The organism is Pseudoclavibacter sp. RFBJ3, from assembly GCF_002931375.1.
Lineage (GTDB): Bacteria > Actinomycetota > Actinomycetes > Actinomycetales > Microbacteriaceae > Pseudoclavibacter.
In genome coordinates, this window is sequence record NZ_PSXZ01000015.1 from 366,893 (window position 1) to 385,570 (window position 18,678).

19 protein-coding genes are annotated in these 18,678 nt (G+C 68.5%); 10 read left to right on the forward strand and 9 right to left on the reverse strand.

Translation table 11 applies throughout. The features are described from left to right. The first annotated feature begins 39 nt into the window (after positions 1–39). From C5E07_RS15555 to C5E07_RS15570, 4 genes are read left to right on the forward strand one after another with little or no spacing between them, the layout of a single operon-like run. A complete protein-coding gene (locus tag C5E07_RS15555) occupies positions 40–720 on the forward strand; it encodes a GntR family transcriptional regulator (protein ID WP_104300439.1) in 681 nt (226 codons plus the stop codon). Next, the gene (locus tag C5E07_RS15560) at positions 717–2,252 is read left to right on the forward strand and encodes an MmgE/PrpD family protein (protein ID WP_104300441.1); all 1,536 of its coding nucleotides are present in this window, start codon (positions 717–719) and stop codon (positions 2,250–2,252) included. The genes C5E07_RS15555 and C5E07_RS15560 overlap by 4 nt, the downstream gene beginning before the upstream one ends. Beyond that, positions 2,252–3,151 (forward strand): methylisocitrate lyase, encoded by a 900-nt coding sequence (gene prpB / locus C5E07_RS15565; RefSeq protein ID WP_104300444.1) that lies wholly within the window; start codon positions 2,252–2,254, stop codon positions 3,149–3,151. The genes C5E07_RS15560 and prpB overlap by 1 nt, the downstream gene beginning before the upstream one ends. 40 nt (positions 3,152–3,191) lie before the next feature. Continuing rightward, positions 3,192–4,307, forward strand: coding sequence for a bifunctional 2-methylcitrate synthase/citrate synthase (locus C5E07_RS15570; protein ID WP_104300446.1), 1,116 nt, complete (start codon positions 3,192–3,194; stop codon positions 4,305–4,307). 78 nt (positions 4,308–4,385) lie between these two features. On the opposite strand, the gene C5E07_RS15575 is transcribed toward C5E07_RS15570, so the two are convergent. The 4 genes from C5E07_RS15575 to upp all read right to left on the reverse strand — a co-directional run bounded on the left by C5E07_RS15575 (position 4,386) and on the right by upp (position 7,043). After that, positions 4,386–4,718, reverse strand: coding sequence for a helix-turn-helix transcriptional regulator (locus tag C5E07_RS15575; RefSeq protein ID WP_181058082.1), 333 nt, complete (start codon positions 4,716–4,718; stop codon positions 4,386–4,388). Next, positions 4,702–5,166 carry a MarR family winged helix-turn-helix transcriptional regulator gene (locus C5E07_RS15580; protein ID WP_104243495.1) on the reverse strand — a complete coding sequence of 155 codons (465 nt, stop codon included), beginning with the start codon at positions 5,164–5,166 and terminating at the stop codon, positions 4,702–4,704. The genes C5E07_RS15575 and C5E07_RS15580 overlap by 17 nt, the downstream gene beginning before the upstream one ends. A gap of 160 nt (positions 5,167–5,326) precedes the next feature. Next, the gene (locus C5E07_RS15585; RefSeq protein ID WP_104243493.1) at positions 5,327–6,022 is read right to left on the reverse strand and encodes a winged helix-turn-helix domain-containing protein; all 696 of its coding nucleotides are present in this window, start codon (positions 6,020–6,022) and stop codon (positions 5,327–5,329) included. 385 nt (positions 6,023–6,407) lie between these two features. After that, positions 6,408–7,043, reverse strand: a complete 636-nt coding sequence (gene upp, locus C5E07_RS15595; RefSeq protein WP_104243489.1) for a uracil phosphoribosyltransferase — start codon at positions 7,041–7,043, stop codon at positions 6,408–6,410. Between the two features lie 81 nt (positions 7,044–7,124). Between upp and C5E07_RS15600 the strand changes: the two genes are divergently transcribed. Next, positions 7,125–7,586 (forward strand): nucleoside deaminase, encoded by a 462-nt coding sequence (locus tag C5E07_RS15600; protein WP_374953204.1) that lies wholly within the window; start codon positions 7,125–7,127, stop codon positions 7,584–7,586. A gap of 21 nt (positions 7,587–7,607) precedes the next feature. Here the strand turns inward: C5E07_RS15600 and C5E07_RS15605 are convergent, their stop codons facing one another. Next, positions 7,608–7,907 carry a hypothetical protein gene (locus C5E07_RS15605; RefSeq protein WP_146080122.1) on the reverse strand — a complete coding sequence of 100 codons (300 nt, stop codon included), beginning with the start codon at positions 7,905–7,907 and terminating at the stop codon, positions 7,608–7,610. A 215-nt stretch (positions 7,908–8,122) separates the two neighbouring features. Between C5E07_RS15605 and proC the strand changes: the two genes are divergently transcribed. From proC to C5E07_RS15620, 3 genes are all read left to right on the forward strand, one after another. Beyond that, entirely contained in the window at positions 8,123–8,962 is an 840-nt protein-coding gene (gene proC, locus C5E07_RS15610) for a pyrroline-5-carboxylate reductase (RefSeq protein ID WP_104300450.1), read from the forward strand. Positions 8,963–9,053: 91 nt separating this feature from the next. Then, complete coding sequence (locus tag C5E07_RS15615; protein ID WP_104243483.1) at positions 9,054–10,607, forward strand: DnaJ domain-containing protein; 1,554 nt, start codon at positions 9,054–9,056, stop codon at positions 10,605–10,607. Positions 10,608–10,710: 103 nt separating this feature from the next. Further along, the gene (locus tag C5E07_RS15620; RefSeq protein ID WP_104300452.1) at positions 10,711–12,012 is read left to right on the forward strand and encodes a CPBP family intramembrane glutamic endopeptidase; all 1,302 of its coding nucleotides are present in this window, start codon (positions 10,711–10,713) and stop codon (positions 12,010–12,012) included. 111 nt (positions 12,013–12,123) lie between these two features. On the opposite strand, the gene C5E07_RS15625 is transcribed toward C5E07_RS15620, so the two are convergent. Both C5E07_RS15625 and C5E07_RS15630 read right to left on the reverse strand, forming a co-directional pair. After that, positions 12,124–13,323: a M20 family metallopeptidase gene (locus tag C5E07_RS15625; protein WP_104300454.1), complete on the reverse strand. Its 1,200-nt coding sequence runs from the start codon at positions 13,321–13,323 to the stop codon at positions 12,124–12,126. A 55-nt stretch (positions 13,324–13,378) separates the two neighbouring features. Further along, a complete protein-coding gene (locus tag C5E07_RS15630) occupies positions 13,379–14,953 on the reverse strand; it encodes an AbgT family transporter (RefSeq protein WP_104300456.1) in 1,575 nt (524 codons plus the stop codon). Between the two features lie 142 nt (positions 14,954–15,095). Between C5E07_RS15630 and C5E07_RS15635 the strand changes: the two genes are divergently transcribed. Beyond that, positions 15,096–16,082, forward strand: coding sequence for an Lrp/AsnC family transcriptional regulator (locus C5E07_RS15635; RefSeq protein WP_181058084.1), 987 nt, complete (start codon positions 15,096–15,098; stop codon positions 16,080–16,082). On the opposite strand, the gene C5E07_RS15640 is transcribed toward C5E07_RS15635, so the two are convergent. Next, entirely contained in the window at positions 16,075–16,743 is a 669-nt protein-coding gene (locus tag C5E07_RS15640; RefSeq protein WP_068478414.1) for a TrkA family potassium uptake protein, read from the reverse strand. The two genes, C5E07_RS15635 and C5E07_RS15640, sit on opposite strands and share 8 nt — an antisense overlap. Continuing rightward, on the reverse strand, positions 16,736–18,193 hold the full coding sequence (locus tag C5E07_RS15645; RefSeq protein WP_104300460.1) for a TrkH family potassium uptake protein: 1,458 nt from the start codon (positions 18,191–18,193) through the stop codon (positions 16,736–16,738). Before C5E07_RS15645 ends, C5E07_RS15640 begins: the two co-directional genes overlap by 8 nt. 210 nt (positions 18,194–18,403) lie before the next feature. Between C5E07_RS15645 and C5E07_RS15650 the strand changes: the two genes are divergently transcribed. Beyond that, positions 18,404–18,616 (forward strand): helix-turn-helix domain-containing protein, encoded by a 213-nt coding sequence (locus tag C5E07_RS15650; RefSeq protein ID WP_104243471.1) that lies wholly within the window; start codon positions 18,404–18,406, stop codon positions 18,614–18,616. The last annotated feature ends 62 nt before the right edge of the window (positions 18,617–18,678 follow it).

The window sequence follows — 18,678 nt, forward strand, 5'->3', positions numbered from 1 at the left end:
CTGTGCATACATTGAGGGGTGTCCAAACGAGGGGGAACCATGCTCGCCAGCGACCGGGTCTACGCGGTGCTCCGTGAGGAGATCCTCGCGGGTGCGCTCCTGCCCGGGACGGTGCTCACCGAGGTCGAGCAGGCAAGCCGCCTCGAGGTGTCTCGCACGCCGGTCCGCGGTGCGTTCACGAGACTCCTCGCCGACGGTCTCGTGCGCAGCCAGTCGCCGAGAGTGCTGCTCGTCTCCGAGATCAGCCCAGAACGTGTCGTCCAGCTCTACGAGCTGCGGGAGGCGCTCGAGACGCAGGCCGCCGCGCTCGCGGCGATGCGCCGAGACGAGAAGCCGTTCGAGTCCATCCGCATCCGCCTGCTGCACGCACCCCAGCTCCTCGAGCTCGGCGAGCCCGGCATCGCCGACTACTTCGAACTCGTCGACGCTCTCGACCGCGCCATCGACGAGGCCGCGGCAAGCGACTACCTCAGCGTCGCGCTCGAATCGTGCCGCCTCCACTCCTCGCGAGTGCGCAGGCTCGCGAGCCACAACCCCGAACGCCTGCGCGAAGCCGCGAGCGAGCACCTCAGCGTCGTCGACGCGATCCTCGCCCGCGACCCTCGCCTCGCCTCGCACGCGACCCACGTCCACCTGCACCGCAGCCTCACGAACGCGCTCTCCTCCCTGCAGCCGAGCGCTCCACGACCAACTCCTCCAGAAGGGATCCTCCACACGTGAATCTCCACGACGTCCGAGTCCACCGCAGCGACGAGAACCTCGAGCGCCGCGACCAGCTGGCGTGGAAGATCGCCGAGGTCGCCGCCGACCCCGTCCCCGTCCAGGCCGAGGTGACCGACATGGTCATCAACCGCGTCATCGACAACGCCGCAGTCGCGGCCGCCTCGCTCACCAGAGCCCCCATCGTCGCCGCCCGCGACCAGGCACTCGCGCACGGCGTCTCCCGCCACGGCGCCGGCTCGACGCTCTTCGGGCTCGAAGACGCGCAGCGAACCTCACCGGAGTGGGCGGCCTGGGCGAACGGCGTCGCGGTACGTGAGCTCGACTACCACGACACGTTCCTCGCTGCCGAGTACTCGCACCCTGGCGACAACATTCCGCCGATCCTGGCGGTCGCCCAGCACCTCGCGGGCCGGCGAGCCATCTCCGGTGAGCAGCTCGTTCGCGGCATCGCGACCGGCTACGAGATCCAGATCGACCTCGCCAAGGGCATCTGCCTGCACAAGCACAAGATCGACCACGTCGCCCACCTTGGCCCGTCGGCGGCGGCCGGTATCGGGACGCTCCTCGGGCTCGACGCGGAGAGCATCTTCCAGGCCGTCGGGCAGGCGCTGCACACGACCACGGCCACACGTCAGTCGCGCAAGGGCGAGATCTCGACCTGGAAGGCGCACGCGCCGGCCTTCGCGGGGAAGATGGCCGTCGAGGCCGTCGACCGTGCCATGCGCGGCCAGACCAGCCCCACCCCCATCTACGAGGGCGAGGACGGCGTCATCGCCTGGCTCCTGGGAGGTGTGGACGCGCGCTACCAGGTGCCCCTCCCCGCCGCAGGAGAGTCCAAGCTCGCGATCCTCGACAGCTACACGAAGGAGCACTCCGCCGAGTACCAGGCGCAGGCCTGGATCGACCTCGCGCGCAAGCTGCACAACGAGCACCCCCAGCTCGCGACTGCGCCCGATCGCATCGAGCGCATCCTCATCCGCTCCTCCCACCACACGCACTTCGTGATCGGCTCCGGCGCGAACGACCCGCAGAAGTACGACCCGACCGCCAGCCGCGAGACGCTCGACCACTCGATCCCGTACATCTTCACCGTCGCGCTGCAGGACGGTGCCTGGCACCACGTGGGCTCCTACGCGCCGGAGCGAGCCGCCAGGCCCGACACCGTCGAGCTGTGGAAGCGCGTCGTGACCGAGGAGGACCCGGAGTGGACCCGCCGTTACCACTCGCTCGACATCGCCGAGAAGGCGTTCGGCGGGAGCGTCGAGATCCTGCTCGCCGACGGAACCGTCATCCGTGACGAGATCGCCGTCGCCGACGCGCATCCGCTCGGCGCGCGGCCGTTCGCGAGGGCCGAGTACATCCACAAGTTCCGCACCCTCGCCGCAGAGGTCGTCGAGGACCACGAGATCGAGCGCTTCCTCGACACCGTGCAGCGGCTCCCCGAGCTCGCCCCAGGTGAGCTGGGCCAGCTCGGCTTCGTCGCGTCGCCCGGCGTCATCGAGTTCAACGAAGGCGGAGGGATCTTCTGATGCTGTACGCCAAGACCAGCCCCGCCGAGAAGCGCGCGGCGTTCCGCGCGAGTCTCGCCAGCGGGGAGCTGCTGCGCTTCCCTGGCGCCTTCAACCCGCTCTCGGCTCGCCTCATCGAGCAGAAGGGCTTCGAGGGCGTCTACATCTCCGGGGCCGTGCTCTCCGCCGACCTCGGCCTGCCCGACATCGGGCTCACGACGCTCAGCGAGGTCGCAGGGCGTGGCAGGCAGATCGCCCGCATGACGGAGCTGCCGGCCATCATCGACGCCGATACGGGCTTCGGGGAGCCCATGAACGTCGCCCGCACCGTGCAGGAGCTCGAGGACGCCGGCCTCGCGGGCATGCACATCGAAGACCAGGTCAACCCGAAGCGCTGCGGGCACCTCGACGGCAAGCAGGTCGTCGACGAGGAGACGGCGCTCAAGCGCATCAGGGCGGCCGTGGATGCGCGGCGAGACCCCAACTTCCTCGTCATGGCGCGCACCGACATCCGCGCCGTCGACGGGCTCGACGCATCCATCGACCGCGCCAGGAAGCTCGTCGACGCGGGCGCCGACGCCATCTTCCCCGAAGCGATGGCATCGCTCGAGGAGTTCGCGGCCATGCGCGCGGCCATCGACGTGCCGCTGCTCGCCAACATGACCGAGTTCGGCAAGAGCGAGCTCTTCACGGTGCAGCAGCTCGCCGACGTCGGCATGAACCTCATCATCTGGCCCGTCTCGACCCTCCGCATCTCGATGGGCGCGACGGCAGGGGCGCTCGACGAGCTCATCAGCCACGGAACGCTCACGGGAAAGCTCGACGAGATGCAGCACCGCGCGGAGCTGTACGAGCTTGTCGACTACGAGGGGTATAACCACTTCGACAGCGGAGTGTTCAATTTCACCGTCAAGCGCTGACGACAGCAGCGTTCGGCACACAAGGAAGGGCAGGTCAACGATGACTGAGCAGGAGATCTACAAGGGCCTCGCAGGGGTGCCCGTCGACTACAGCGCCATCTCGAAGGTCAACCCGGAGACCAACTCCCTGCTCTACCGCGGCTACCCGGTGCAGGAGCTCGCGGCGCAGAAGAGCTTCGAGGAGGTCGCTCTGCTGCTGTGGGGAGGCGAGCTGCCGAGCGAGGCGGAACTCGCCGAGTTCGTAGCGCAGGAGCGCTCGGGCCGGGCGCTCGCCGACAACGTGCGCTCCATCATCGATGTCTTGCCCGTCACGGCGCATCCCATGGACGTCGTGCGGACGGCCGTGAGCGTCATCGGCGCCAATGACCCAGACGCGGACGACCCGTCGCCCGAGGCGGAGCTCGCGAAGGCGAAGGCCCTCTTCGCTGCGCTCCCCGCGATCGTGGCCTACGACCAGCGCCGCAGGCACGGCCTGGAGCTCGTCGAGCCTCGCGACGACCTCGACTACTCGCAGAACTTCCTCTGGATGACGTTCGGGGAGGAGGCCGCCCCCGAGGTCGTCGATGCCTTCCGCGTCTCGATGGTGCTGTACGCCGAGCACTCCTTCAACGCCTCCACGTTCACGGCACGCGTCATCACGTCGACCACGGCAGACCTCTACTCGGCGGTCGTGGGCGCGATCGGCGCGCTCAAGGGCGCCCTGCACGGTGGCGCGAACGAAGCGGTCATGCACACGTTCGCGGAGATCGGCGACGCGGCCAACGTCGAGGCCTGGCTCGATGACGCGCTCGCGAACAAGAAGAAGATCATGGGATTCGGGCACCGCGTGTACAAGAACGGCGACTCACGCGTTCCCACCATGCACGCCGCCCTCGAGAGCCTCGCCGAGCACTACGACCGACGTGACCTGCTCGAGCTCTCCGAGGCGCTCGAGCGGAGCTTCGGCGAGCGGAAGGGCATCAAGCCGAACCTCGACTATCCGGCGGGTCCCGTCTACCACCTCATGGGCTTCGACACCCCGACCTTCACGCCCCTGTTCGCTGCGGCGCGCATCACGGGATGGACGGCTCACATCATGGAGCAGGCCGGAGCCAACTCGCTCATCCGCCCGCTCGCCGTCTACAACGGCGTCGACGAGCGCCACCTCGAGGGCTGAGGCGGACAGGGCGGGGCTGTCGGCCCGTCCCGGCCTGCGTCTCGAGGCTCTCGCCTCTCGGGAGGCTCGGCGCCGGGCTCAGCGGGGACGGATGCTTGCCGAGGTCGCCTGGAGCTTCGTCGCCTCGAGGCGATACAGCCCCCATGTGCCGCTGCGCTCGTAGGTGAGATACCCGCCGTCAACGAGGATCCGCAGGTGGTGCGAGGCCGTCGACTGCGCGCATCCGAGCGCTGAGACGAGTTCCGTCACGGTCGTCGGACGGTCCGGATTCGCGGCCACGAGAGACAGGATGCGCAGTCGCGTCGGGTCGGCGAGCACCTGGAGTCCGTGGGCGAGCGTGTTGGCGGTCGCCGCATCGAGCGGTGCGGCGGAAGCAGCACCGGCCCATGCGAAATCAGGCGCCGAAGTCACGCCCGCGACCACCCGTCTGGCCGACTCGGAGCTTCGTGCAGAGGTGCTGCAGGGTGCGGAGCTCGTCCGCGTCGAGCGAGCTGGTCATCCGCTCCTGGATGTTGCGCATGTGCGTGCGCGCCGCACGAGTGAATTCGGCGCGGCCCTCCGTCGTGACCTCGATGAGCGTCGATCGCAGGTCGAGCCGGTCGTCGATCTTCACGAGGAACCCGCGCTGCACCAGCCGATCGACGAGCCTCGACACCGAGGACTGCGTGATCAGCACGTTGCGGTTCAGGTCGCGGAGCCGGATGCGTCCCTGCGGCTCCCGCACGACGTTGAAGAGCACGTCGTACTCGTTCATCGACATGGAATTGCTCGAGAACTCGCTGCGGAGCTCCCGCATTATCGAGACCTGGGCTCGGAAGAGGGACTCCCAAGCCTCCACTGGGTTGCTCGTCGTCGGCATCCGGCCTCCAGCTTCGTCGTCTCGTCAGCTTCCGTTGCAGTGTACTGGCCAGTACATCAGGCGACGGAATCCGGCGCGACCACGCGGCGCGAGAGGCCGCATCCACTCGCCGCAATGCGGCGCAGAGGCCCGGTCCCGGCGGGGGATGGGGCCAGGCCGATCAGAGGCGGTCGGGTGACTGTGCGTTCGGGTAGAGCACCTCGACGTCGGCGTGACGGTCGAAGCGGTAGCCGGTGCCGCGGACCGTGCGGACGATGTCTCCGTAGGCACCGAGCTTGGAGCGGAGGCGGCGGACGTGCACGTCGATGGTGCGCTCGTTCGGGCGCTCCTCGTCGCTGTCGCGCCACAGGATGTCGATGATCTCGGTGCGGTCGACGGTGCGTCCCTCGCGCAGCACCAGCGCCTGGAGGAGCTCAAACTCCTTGTAGGTGAGGCCCGCGTTCTCGCCGGAGACGCTCACGCGCTTGCGAGTCGTGTCGATCGTGACCCCCTCAGCGGAGTCCGGCAGGTGGTCCTCCTCGACCCCGCGGGCAGCGAGCGCCTGAGGGTCCTGCAGTGCGAGGCGGACGACGTCGACGTCGCGACCGCCGGCGCCCTTCGGAGCCAGGGCGACGGCTGCGTGCGTCTCGGCGTGCGGGGCGACCTCGGCGGTGACGCGCTTGAGCGCTTCGACGAGCTCGGTGAGCGTCGTTCCGTCGAGGTTGGCCTTCGCTTCGTCGAGACCGACGTAGAGGACGAAACCGCGCGCTTCAGGCGCGGCGGGGACCGCCTGGACGTAGGCGGGGCGAGGAGTTTCTGGGATCTGGGTCACGGCATTCAGGGTGCGAGGGCGGCGGAAGTCGGTAGCAAGCGACATGGGAGGAAGTCCTTCGAGGTGATGATGCTCATGGCACCCACCTGCGGGCGGGTGCTGCCCGCAACGGTTCGCGGACGGTGCCGAGGGGCTGGAGCCTCGGCGGGATGCGGTCGGGTGCAGAGAGCAGCGCGACCACGCTGGCCCAAGGGGCGCAGGGCTCCTTCTCCATGGGACAGGCCGTCATGAGAGAAGGGGGCGGGAAATGCGGCGACTCGACGGAGGGTGAGTTCCGGAGTCAGCGGCACATTCGACAGCACATCACGCTGCTGGGCATCATCATGCCAGCGGTTCCCGTCGCCGAAATGGCGGTCAGGGGTCGCGAGATGTTCGTCATGCCGCCAGTATCTTTCCCCGTGACGGCACATGTCAACAGATGACGCGAAGTTTATTCCGCGACGCCGTAGAGGCGATCGCCCGCATCGCCGAGTCCCGGCACGATGAAGCCGTCCTCGTTCAGCCCCTCGTCGAGGGCTCCGACGACCACCGTGACGTTCTTGTCGGCGAACGCCTCACGCATCTTCTCGATGCCTTCCGGGGATGCGACGATGCAGATGGCCGTGACGTCGACTGCCCCCGCGTCGAACAGGAAGTCGATCGCGGCGACAAGTGAACCGCCTGTCGCCAGCATCGGGTCGAGGGCGAAGCACTGGCGGTTCGCGAGGTTCTCCGGGAGGCGCTTGGCGTAGGTCTCCGGCTGCAGCGTCTCCTCGTTGCGGCGCATGCCGAGGAAGCCGACCTCGACGTTGGGGACGAGCTTCAGGAACCCGTCGAGCATGCCGAGGCCCGCGCGGATGATCGGGACGACCAGGGGAACGGGGTCCGTCATGCGCAGGCCAGTGGTCTTCGCGACCGGGGTCTGCAGCTCGTACGACTCGGTGCGGACGTCGCGGGTCGCCTCGTAGCTGAGGAGGGTCACCAGCTCTTCGACCAGCGAGCGGAACTGCTGCGACGAGGTCTTCTCGTCCCGCAGCACCGAGAGCTTGTGGGTGATGAGCGGGTGGTCGGCTACGTGCAGGCGCATGAAATACAGAGTAACGATGCTGGAGGCGTCCCGGTGACATCCGGTCGATGAGATCGTGGCCGTGATGGGAAGATGGGCGGCGTGTCACTCCACGTCGACGAGCGCCTGCACGAGCTCATGGGAATCGCTCTCAGTGAGGCCGAGCTGGCGCTCGCGAGCGCAGACGTCCCCATCGGTGCAGTCGTCACCGACGCTGCGGGCGAGGTCATCGCCACGGCGCACAACGAGCGGGAGCTGACCGGGGACCCGACGGGGCACGCGGAGGTGCTCGCGCTCAGGCGCGCGGCCGAGCACCTCGGCAGCTGGCGGCTCGACGGATGCATGCTCGTCGTCACGCTCGAACCCTGCGCCATGTGCGCTGGGGCGATCCTCTCCTCGAGGGTCGGCACGCTCGTCTACGGCGCCTGGGACGACAAGGCAGGCGCCGTCGGCTCGCGCTACGACCTCGTGCGCGACCGGAGGCTGCCAGAGCGTGCGGTGGTCATCGCCGGGGTACGCGAGGCGGAATGCGCGGCGCTCGTGCGCGGGTTCTTCCGCGACTGAGCGCCGCGGTGCCCGCACTGGTCAATCGACGGAGCGGATGACGATCGACTCGGTGCTCACGTGCACGTTGTGTCGCTCGGTCACGTCGGGCTCGACGAAGATCGACTCCGCGTGCGGGGCGGCCTCGCGCACGAGCGCGCGGAGCTGAGCGAGGACGGGAGGCAGATCGAGCACCTGCGGCAGGTTCAGCACCGAGACGCGGACTCCCACGAGCGTCACGCGGTCATCGACTTCCACGCTGCGCACCTGGAGCACCTCGCCCACGTGCACGTTTTCGAGCAGCAGTTCGCGGATGTGAGCGGCGAGTTCCTGATTCGGCACGAGTTCCCCTTCGACGGTGACGAGTAACGGCCAGCATACCGAGGCCACCTTGGCGCGTCTCAGAGCAGGTGCTGCATCGCGGCGTCCTTCATGGTGCATCCGTACAGTCGCGATGCCGACGCGGCTTCGACCGACCCTGTCCTCGGGCAGCGGGGAGGCGGCGCGCGAGGGCGCACGGCGGGCGAATGTCGGTGGTGCATCCGTACAATCCCGGTATGACGGCACTCACCTATGCGTTCCTCGGCGGCGGCAACATGAACGGCGCGATCCTGCGCGGGCTGCTGGATGCGCCCCTCGGCGAAGGGGCACGGGTCCACGTCACGACGAGGTCCGCGGCATCGGCGGCGGCAGGCGAGAGCGACGACCGGGTCACGACGACGGCGCTCGAGTCCGATGCGCGTGCGAACCTCGCCGCGGTCGAAGAAGCTGACGTCGTCGTCCTCGGCGTCAAGCCCTACCTGATCGGCGAGCTGCTCGACGAGATCGCGCCGGCGCTCAAGCCGGACGCGGTTGTCATCTCCGTGGCGGCAGGCGTGCGTCTCGAGAGCCTGGCGGCACGGCTTCCCGACGGCGCGCAGATCGTTCGCTCGATGCCGAACACGCCCGCGAGCATCGGTCTCGGCGTCACGGGCCTCGCGGCGAACGACTCGACAGGCGAGGCCGCGCTCGCGGTCGCCGTCGCGCTCTTCGAGAGCGTCGGCAGGGTGGCCACCATCGACGAGGACCGCATCGATGCGCTTGCCGCGGTCTCCGGTTCGGGGCCAGCGCACGTGTTCCTGCTCATCGAGCAGTACCTCGAGGCGACCAGGCGCCTCGGCTTCGACGAGGAGCTCGCGCGGCAGCTGGTCGTCGGGACGTTCGAGGGCGCAGTCGGCATGGTCGTCCGCGATCCCGAGACCGAGCCGTCCGAGCTGCGTCGGCGGGTGACGAGCCCCAAGGGAACAACCGAGCGCTCCGTCGCGGTGCTGCAGGACGCCGACCTCGCCGACCTCTTCGAGCGTGCGTTCGACGCGAACCGGCGCCGATCCGCCGAGCTGGCCGCAGAGAACTCCTGAGTCCACACTCGCGCTCGCCCGCACGGCGACGGGCGACGAGGCGATCACTGCGTAGGCTTGGGCACTTGAACCAGGAGCGGGAGGGACGGCCATGAGCGGTCGACGGCACGTCTTCACAGAAGACCTCTACCTCGTGCTCGGCGTCTCCAGAACGGCGTCCCTCGAAGAGGTCCGTCGCGTCGGGCGTGCGAGGCAGCGAGAGTCCCACCCCGACCTCGGCGGCAGCTCCGACGACTTCGTCAGGGTGCGACTGGCGGTCGAGGTACTGACCGACGAGACGACGCGGCGGGAGCACGATGCGTGGCTCGCCGGTGGCGGCTCGCGTCATGTCCGCACCCAGCAGCGCGCGCAATGGGCTCCGACGAGCAGGCGCTCAGCCGGTGGCGGCGGGCGATTCCGCACGCCCCCTCGCGCCAGCACGAAGCGGGACTCGGCCGCCTCCGCTCCTCGTCGCAGCGCCCACGCAGAGCCGGCGACGCGGGACGCACCGCCGCCGTCGCGCATCCCCGCGCAGGTCTTCGACGTGCGGCGCATGGCGTGGTTCCGCACGCGCTGGCCCGAGCAGCCCGCCTACTGGCCGCCTGCGGTCGCCGCGAAGCGTCCGTACACGCGCCGTGAGCTGATGGCGGTCTCGATTCACGCTGCGATCGTCGTCATCGGTGCGCTCCTGCTCCTGATCGACGCGTCGTTCGTGCGCCTCACGGTTCCCACGTTCGGGCCAGGGGAGGAGCCGACCATGTGGCCCGCGGTGCTCGCCTACGTGGCGGTCAGCGCGGCTTGGCTGACCTTGCGACTGCGTGTCCGAGCCCAGCGCTGGGCTCTCGTGCTGTGGCTCGTGACACTCGTGGTGGCCGTCGTCGCTGGCGTGCTGTCGGCGACGCTCGGTGTCATGTCCCTGTTCGCGACGACTGCAGGCATGCAGAACCCGGCGTTCGCGAGCCTGCTCGTGCAGGCCGCCATCTACCTCGCAGCTGCAGTGTCTGGCTACTTCGCCTGGTCCGGCCTCACGCAGCGCCGCGTCGCGGTGACCCGCGAACGACTCCTCGTCCAGCTTGCCAACGAGTCCGCACCCCCGGCGGGTGACGGCAGGCGAGTCTGGGGTGAACCAGGCCAGACGGCGATGGACGCCGGCGGAACCGCGGGCGGCACGAACCCCATGCGGGCATTCCTCGCGCAGCGCTCGGTCGGCGAGCCCCTCGCCCAGCTCCTCCGCATCCCAGGCGTGCGCATCGTGCATGGCCTCCGGGTCCCAGGCCAGGGCACCGGATCGATCGCGCACGCCGTGATCAGCGGCCGCCGCGTGGCGCTCATCAACGACGAGCTCTGGGCGCCGGGCACCTACGGCATCTCGGCAGACGGCGAGCTCACGCACAATGGCGTCGCCTTCTCCTCGCCCGCGGCGGAGTTCCCGCACGCCGTCGAGCGATTCCACGAGCTGTTCGGCGAGATGTCGGTGGTTCGGGGGTGGATGACGGTCGTCGCGGAACGTGAGGGGGCGCTCGAGGTCGACAACGCGCTCACCTGGCAGCGAGTCAGGCTCGCCACCACGGAATCGCTGCTGCGCGAGGTCGGCGACTGGCTGGCCGGCGACGGCAATCGTGTCGACCGGCTGCTCCTGCGCGACCTCGTCGCCCACAAGCGCTGACGTAGCCGCACCCCTGGGGCCTCCCTCGCGCAGCGGAGAGATCGGATGAGGAATCAATCGTGCGGCTGATCCCCGGGCATCCGCTCGTCGGTAGCGTCGAAGCATGAGCAACCACGGCATGACTCCGACCCCGACCGGCAGTGCACCGCTCACCGAGCAACCCGCGACCGGCAGCAGCAGGCTCACGTACGACCATGCGCTGAGCCCGATCGGCCGCGGCAAGGGATGGTGGAGGGGGCTCCTCTTCATCGCGTTCCTCGTCGTCGGCTTCTTTATCAGCTCCATGACCATCGGCGGTCTCGGGATCCTGATCTCCACCTTGACCGGGGAGATCAGCCAGCAGCAGCTCATGGACGCCGTCGAGAGCGGCATCGTCCCCATGACACCCGCGATCTTCGTGACGAACAACCTGGCGCTCGCGGCGCTCCTCCCGCTGGCGTACCTCGGCCAGCGGATGCTGTTCGGCGTCCGGCCCGGCACGATCTCGTCGGTCACGGGCCGCTTCCGGTGGGCGTGGTTCCGCAAGCTCGCCCTGGTCATCGTCCCGGTCTTCGCGGTCTACTCGGCTGGGCTGTTCCTGCTCGAGCCAGCCGAGGTCAACATCGACGGCACGGCGATGCTCATGCTCGTGTTCGTGCTGCTGACGACGCCCTTCCAGGCCGCGTCGGAAGAGTACGTGGCGCGCGGCGGCTTCCAGCGCGCGGCCGGCTCCTGGTTCGCCTCACCGCAGCTCTCCTTCATCATCGGCACCGCGGTCTCCGCGACGCTGTTCTGCCTCGCCCACGGTGCCGGCGACTGGTGGCTCATCGGGTACTACTTCTTCTTTGGCGTCATCATGTCGGTCACCGTCAAGTACACGGGTGGGCTCGAGAGCGCCGTGCTCATCCACGCGGCCAACAACGTCATGCTGTTCATCCCCTCCGTGCTCACGGGGCAGCTCAGCGAGGGCATCGACCGCTCGGAGGGTGCGGGTGGCCCGATCATGCTCCTCCCTGCCGCGTTCCTCGCGATCGTCGCGGCGTTTGTCATCTGGCGTGCCAAGAAGGAAGGCATCGAGACGACGACGGCGCCGCTCGTGACCGCCAAGCAGCGCAAGGAGGAAGCGGCGCGCGCCGCCTACGAGCTGCACGCGCAGCAGCAGGCGCAGCTCGCCCAGCAGGCTGCGCAGCAGCCGATGCAGACCTACGGCGACGCAGCCGGCCAGTTCCATGGCCAGGCTCCGGCGCAGCAGTACGGCCAGCAGTACGGGCAGGCTCCGGCGCAGCAGTACGGCCAGCAGTACGGGCAGGCTCCGGCGCAGCAGTACGGCCAGGTGCCGCCGCAGCGCGACGGACAGGCTCCGAACCACGGTCAGCAGCAGTCGGACTGGGCGCCACCAGCCGACACGAACCGGGGTCGCGAGTAGCGCCCGCCGCTCGGCTCGAATGGCCGGGCACGACAAAGCCCCTCGAGATGGGCCCAGTGTCCATCCGAGGGGCTTCGTCGCAGCAGCGTCCAGGACCCGCCGCAGGATCGATCAGCGTGCGTCGAACGCCGCTTTCGCCTCGACCGCGAGGCTCGGTTCGCGGAACACGGCGAGTGCAGTCGCGGCGAGCATGGCCGCGCCGTCCGCGATCGTGACCGAGGCGTTCGGGCCGTCCGCTGCCTCCGCGAACTCCCTCGTGTGCGTGACCCCGTCGGGGATGAGCTGGATCATCGGGTGGATGGAGGGCACGACGTGGCTGACGTTGCCCATGTCGGTGGAGCCAGTGATGGGCTCCTCCGTCACCGCGCGGCCGAGCTTCTCGTACGCTGTGCCGGCGATGCCTGCGAGCACCGGGTTCGAGATGAGCGAGTAGTAGGCGGGGGTGTTCTCCTCGATCAGCACCGTGCACCCGGTCGCGATCGCGGCCCCCTCGAAGCAGGCGCGGACTCTCGGCACGATGTTCTCCAGCAGGTGGTCCCGCTCATTGGCGCGCACGAAGATGCGCAGCGACGAGCGCTCGGGGATGATGTTCGGCGCCTGGCCGCCATCGGTGACGATGGCGTGCACACGTGCGTCGTCGGTCAGCTGCTGCCGGAGCAATCCGATAGCGGTCAGCGACAGCGTGGAGGCGTCGAGCGCGTTGATGCCCGTCTCGGGGCTCGCGGCAGCGTGGCTGGCACGCCCAGTGAACGTGACGTCGAGGGCCACCCGCGACAGCGTCGACCCGCCGACGGTGTTCGTCGCCGCCGGGTGCACCATGATCGCGAGGTCGATGCCATCCAGCACGCCGCCCTCGATCATCGGGACCTTTCCCGCGGCTCCCTCCTCGCCAGGGCTTCCGATCACGACGACATGGGCGGGGGTGCCGGGGGCGGCGGTCAGTGCGTCCTTGAGCAGGATGCCCGCGCCGAGTCCGCTCGCCGCGATGATGTTGTGCCCGCACGCATGCCCGATGCCCTCGAGGGCGTCGTACTCGCAGAACACGGCGATCGTCGGGGTGTCCTCATCCGCATCCGGGGTCGACCAGCGGCCCACGAAGGCCGTGTCGAGGCCGGCGAAGCCACGCTCGAGGGCGAAGCCCGCAGACTCGAGTTCGGACGTGAGCCGTGCCGCGGCGTGCACCTCGGTGAAGCGGATCTCGGGGTTCGCGTGCAGGTCGGCGGCGACGTCGACCAGCAGGGGCAGTCGCGCTGGCAGCTGTGCGCTCAGCTCGTCGACGATCGCGGGCACGTGGTCGGTGCTGATGTTCATGCTCGGTGTTCCTCCAGTGGGGTCGGGGTGTGGGTCGAGTGGTCAGGCGTGCACATCAGCCGCCCATCATGAGGGAGTGGCCGGGGCCGACGGGAAGCTCGAAGATCCCCCAGACGAGCAGCTGCAGCAGCCAGACCCCCCAGATCGCGATCGTGAACGGCATGACGAGGCTGAACAGCGTGCCGAGTCCCCCCTTCGGCGCCCACTTCTGCATGAGGCCCAGGACGACCGGCAGCAGCGGGTTCATCGGCACGAGCGGGTTCGAGGCGGAGTCGGTGATGCGGAACGCCGCCTGCACGTAGGCGGGGTCGACGCCGTTGAGCATGAACATGGGCACGAAGATCGGCGCGAGCAGGGTCCAGAGCGCCGAACCGCTGGTGAGCAGCAGCGCGGGGACGAACACGAAGATGCTGAAGATCATGAGGCCGCCGATGCCGCCGAGGCCCGTCGCCTCCATCGCATCAGCACCGCCCGTGGCGAGGAGCAGGCCGATCTGCGACCACGAGAACCACGCGATGGCCTGTGCCGCCGTGAAGATGACGACGATGAACGGCACGAGCTCCTTGACCGCTTCCGTCATCATGCTGGGCACCTGCGCCCAGCTGGTGAGGGTTCCGGCAGCGATGCCGTACGTGACGCCACCGACGAGGAACATGAACAGGATGAAGATCGGGATGCTCGACATGAACGGCGAGCGCAGGATCGCGCCACCCTCACCCTGCAGGGCGGAACCCGGCAGCAGGAGGAGGACCACGAGGACCGCGAGGTAGGCGACGATCGCCACCGTGGCGATGAGGAGCGCGCGACGCTCCTTGCTGGTCGCCGGTCCTGATTCGGAGTCGGGGGTGAGCGCGCTCGGAAGGAGCGTGTTCTTCGGGGGCTCGAAGGTGCCCAGCTTCGGCTCGAGGAAGCGCTGGCAGACGAACGTGATCGTGATGGACAGGATCACGGTCGAAGAGGCGAAGAAGTAGTAGTTCGCCAGCACCGAAACCTCGGCACCCGGCTCGACGATCTGGGCGGCGCTCGTCGTGATGCCCGACATGAGCACGTCGGTGCCCGCCGGGACCACGTTGGCGCTGAACCCTGCGATGACGGCCGCGTACGACGTGATGAACCCGGCGAGCGGGTGCCGGCCCGCGGCGAGGAAAGCCGCTGCCGCGAGTGGGGGAAGGATGATGACGGCGGTGTCCGAGGCGAGGTTGCCCATGAGGCTCACGAAGACGACGACGTACGTGACGGCCCACTTGGGTGCGGACAGCACCGTGGCACGCATGAACGTGCTCAGGAGGCCGGTGCGCTCGGCGACGCCGATGCCCAGCATGACCGTGATGATGAGGCCGAACGGCGGGAACGTTATGAAGTTCTCGATCGCCGTCGAGACCGCGTAGACGAGGCCCTCCGCCGAGAGGATGCTTCGGATGGGAATGACCTCGCCGGTCGCCGGGTCGACTGTCGTCGCCCCGAGCCCCGCCGCGATGGCCGAGGCGATGGCGACGAGGCCGGCGAGGATGAGGAAGAGGAAGAACGGATGCGGGAGTCGGTTGCCGACGCGCTCAACGCCGCGCAGCATCCTTCCGCTGAGTCCTGGCGCCTCCGCGAGCGTGAGCTCCGTGGTGTCAGTCCGAGTCATGGGCACTCCGATGTTCGAGGGGACTTCGCTGTCCTGAGTGTTCTGATTGTGCTTTACGGCGGTGTTACATCGGTCGCATCGGTCACCAACTTGGTCCAAGATGTTCGATATGGATCTCAGGCCGCGAGAACTCTCCCCGGTGTTGTCCGAATCGGACCTCGCGCTCATCGACGTCATGCAGGAGGATCCGCGCGCTCCATGGGCGCAGATCGGGCAGACGATCGGAGTCTCCGCACCGACCGCCCGGCGCAGATGGGAACGTCTCCACGCCGAGGACTCCGCCTGGGTGACCACGCACGTCGGCTGGAACTCCGGGGTCGTCACCGCCATCGTCGCGGTGCAATGTCGGCCGGGGTCGGTCGAGACCGTCATCGACGCCTTCGTCACCCACCCGAGGGTCGTGACCATCGCCGAGATCACCGGCGATCACGACCTCATGCTCACCGTTCTCGTCCCCGACGTGCACGAGCTGCGCCGGTTCCTGCGTGTCGGCCTCACCTCCCACGCCGATGTCGCGCGCATGCGCACCATGCTCGTCACTCGGATGTTCCTCGACGGCTCGCACTGGCGGTCCGGGTTCGGAGTCTCATCCCGGCCTGCCGAGCCCAGGGACGGAAGCACGTCAGCGCCCTCTCCGCTCTCACCCGCGCTCGCGACGGCGATCAGCGTCCTCGAGCGCGACGGACGAGCGCCGAGCAGCGAGCTGGCATCGGCACTCGGCGTCTCGGAAGCTCACGCCAGGAGGTTCGTGCACCGCGCCGTGCGGTCCGGGCACATCGTGCAGCGCATCGACGTGCAGCTCGAGCAGCCACGCTGGCCCTACTCGCTCGTGCTGTGGATGGTCGTGCCGGCCGGCCGCCTCTACAGCGCCGCAGCCCGCATCAGCCAGCGCCAGTCGGTGCGTGCCTGCGCGGCGCTCGCGGGAGGCAGCGCCAACCTGTACGCCATCGTCTGGCTGAGCTCACTCGCTGAGGCGCCGGATGTGGAGATGCAGATCGTGCAGGACGGCGATGTGCGCGTCGTCGAGCGCAGCATCATGCTCCACTACAGCAAGCGCATGGGGCACGTCTTCGACAGCGAGCAGCGCAGGACCGGTCACGTGCCGTGGATCGCCGGGGCGGTTACGTGAGCGCCGCGAAACGCTCCACGTCGGAGGCCGAGCCGGACACGATCACGAGGTCGTGGTTCGAGACCACCGTGTCCGCCATCGCGTAGGTGAAGGGCTTGCCCGGGCTCTTCACCCCGACGACCGTCACCCGGTACTTCGTGCGAACGCCGGACTCCATGAGGGGGACGCCCCGGATCGCCTTCGGCGGGTACAGCTTCACGAGCACGAAGTCGTCATCGAACTGGATGAAGTCGAGCATGCGCCCCGAGAGCAGGTGCGCGATGCGCTCGCCAGCCTCCCGCTCCGGGTAGATGACGTGGTGCGCGCCGATGCGGCCCAGGATCTTGCCGTGCGTCGCCGACATCGCCTTCGCCCAGATCTGCGGCACCTTCAGGTCGGAGAGGTTCGCCGTGACGAGCACGCTCGACTCGAGCGACGTGCCGACGGCGACGACGGCGACGGCGAACTCGTGCGCGCCGATCTGCCGCAGGGCCTCGATGTTTCGCGCATCCGCCTGCACGGCATGCGTCACCCGCTCCGCCCACTTCTGGACGAGTCCCTCGTCGGTGTCGACCGCGAGCACCTCCCGGCCCTGACGCTGCAGCTGGCCCGCGGTCGCAGCGCCGAACCGGCCGAGGCCGATGACGAGCACCGGCGCATTGTGTGGAATCGGCTCACCCAACGATGATCCTTTCTTCGGGCAGCCTGAACAGCTGCTTGTGCTCGCTGGAAGCGAGCGCGGCGGCCATGGTGACCGTGCCCACGCGGCCGAGCCACATGGTGATGGAGAGAATGTACGCGCCCTGCTCTGGCAGGTCCCCGGTGAGCCCCGTCGAGAGGCCGCAGGTGGCGAATGCGCTGATCGCCTCGAAGATCGCCTCGTCGAAGGGCACCGAGGCGAAGTGCATGAGGGAGATCGAGGAGACCGCCACGATCGTCGCCCCCCAGAGCGTCACGCTGACGGCAAGGCGCAGCACATCGTTCGGGATGCGGCGGCCGAACGCCTGGATGTCGTTCACGCCCCTCGCCTCGGCGAAGGCCGCGAGGAAGAGGATCGCGAGCGTCGTCACCTTGATGCCACCCGCCGTGGACGCGCTGCCGCCACCCACGAACATGAGCATCTGCATGGCGAGCATGGTGGCGGGGTCGGCGTCGGCGAGGTCGATCGTCGAGAAGCCACCAGAGCGGGTCATGGCAGACATGAAGCCAGAGGTCACCGGCCGGAACCACGGGTCCTGCGCGCCGATCGTCTGGGGGTTGTCGCCCTCGAGGAAGTAGATCGCGACCGCGCCGAGCACGAACAGCAGCACGGTCGTCGAGAGGGTCAGCTTCACGTGCACCGAGATGCGCTGCTTCGTCTTCACCCAGCGAGTGAGAGCGAAGATGACGGGGAAGCCGAGGCTGCCGAGGAAGACGGCCGTCGCGAGGCACGTGAGCATCCACACATCCGTCGCGAAGGGCGCGATGCCGCTGCTCGTCGGCATGAACCCCGTGTTGGTGAACGCCGACGTCGCCCAGAAGAAGCCGTCGAGGATCGCGTCCCAGAGCGGCTCGCCCGCGATCAGGAGGCGAGGGATGATGAGCATCGCGATGATCGTCTCGATGATGACGAGCGAGATCGCGACGGTCGCGAGGATCCCGCCGATGTCGCCCAGCTTCACCGCCTGCGACTCGGAGACGGGGCCGGCGTGCGTGCGCAGCGCGTTGCTGTCGCTCGCCGCGACGAGCTTCTGCCGCAGTCCGAGGCGCCGCGTGACGATCGCGCCCATGATGCTCGCGAGCGTCAGCACTCCGATGGCCCCGACCTGCATGCCGAGCCACACCATGAAGTGGCCGAAGCCCGACCAGTGGGTGGCCATGTCGACCACGGAGAGGCCCGTGACGCAGATCGTGGAGACGGCGGTGAAGAGCGCCTCATGGAACGGAGTCATGGTTCCGTCGGCCGAGGAGATCGGCAGCATGTAGATCGTCGTCCACAGCAGGATGATGCTCGTGAAGATGATGACCGCGAACCGGGACGGCGTGTGGTGGGCGAAGTCGTCGATCTTCCGGCCGACGGCCGCGACGATGCGCCGCAGCAGCCCATCCGTGTCCACGGGTGCGGGGATGCTCGAGGCCCGCGGAGTGCGCATCCCATCCCCAATTCACTGCACCGTCGACGACGCCGCGCGTGCGCGAGGCGTCGGTCATGCTACTCCTCGCGGGTGGAATCGCGAATCCGTGGCACCGCATGATTCGCTCTGGACCTTGTTTCTGCAGTGCTCTGGGCCATAAGGTGTTCAATTGACACTCACTTCACTTCCGTAACGCGCGGATCATCTGTCACCTTGGAGCTGCAACACATGGCAAACGACCTGTCTGATGTGCGGTTCCTGACCGTTGCCGAGGTGGCAGAACTCATGCGGGTCTCGAAGATGACGGTGTACCGACTCGTGCACTCCGGTGAACTTCCCGCGGTGCGCTTCGGCCGCTCGTTCCGGGTGCCGGAGTCGGCGGTCTCCGAGGCCATCAAGCAGTCCGGCCGCGGAGATGAGCTCGACCAGCACACTGCCTGAGTTCCGCTGGACACAGGGTTACCGGCAGGTGACGTGTAAGCTGACGCGAGCGATGCCGCAGC

Coding starts and splice junctions, on each gene's coding strand:
- prpB (WP_104300444.1), top strand. CDS start 2,252: ATGCTGTACGCCAAGACCAGCCCCGCCGAGAAGCGCGCGGCGTTCCGC.
- C5E07_RS15555 (WP_104300439.1), top strand. CDS start 40: ATGCTCGCCAGCGACCGGGTCTACGCGGTGCTCCGTGAGGAGATCCTC.
- C5E07_RS15620 (WP_104300452.1), top strand. CDS start 10,711: ATGAGCAACCACGGCATGACTCCGACCCCGACCGGCAGTGCACCGCTC.
- C5E07_RS15630 (WP_104300456.1), bottom strand. CDS start 14,953: ATGACTCGGACTGACACCACGGAGCTCACGCTCGCGGAGGCGCCAGGA.
- C5E07_RS15615 (WP_104243483.1), top strand. CDS start 9,054: ATGAGCGGTCGACGGCACGTCTTCACAGAAGACCTCTACCTCGTGCTC.
- proC (WP_104300450.1), top strand. CDS start 8,123: ATGACGGCACTCACCTATGCGTTCCTCGGCGGCGGCAACATGAACGGC.
- C5E07_RS15625 (WP_104300454.1), bottom strand. CDS start 13,323: ATGAACATCAGCACCGACCACGTGCCCGCGATCGTCGACGAGCTGAGC.
- C5E07_RS15585 (WP_104243493.1), bottom strand. CDS start 6,022: ATGTCGCTTGCTACCGACTTCCGCCGCCCTCGCACCCTGAATGCCGTG.
- C5E07_RS15580 (WP_104243495.1), bottom strand. CDS start 5,166: ATGCCGACGACGAGCAACCCAGTGGAGGCTTGGGAGTCCCTCTTCCGA.
- C5E07_RS15650 (WP_104243471.1), top strand. CDS start 18,404: ATGGCAAACGACCTGTCTGATGTGCGGTTCCTGACCGTTGCCGAGGTG.
- C5E07_RS15645 (WP_104300460.1), bottom strand. CDS start 18,193: ATGCGCACTCCGCGGGCCTCGAGCATCCCCGCACCCGTGGACACGGAT.
- C5E07_RS15570 (WP_104300446.1), top strand. CDS start 3,192: ATGACTGAGCAGGAGATCTACAAGGGCCTCGCAGGGGTGCCCGTCGAC.
- upp (WP_104243489.1), bottom strand. CDS start 7,043: ATGCGCCTGCACGTAGCCGACCACCCGCTCATCACCCACAAGCTCTCG.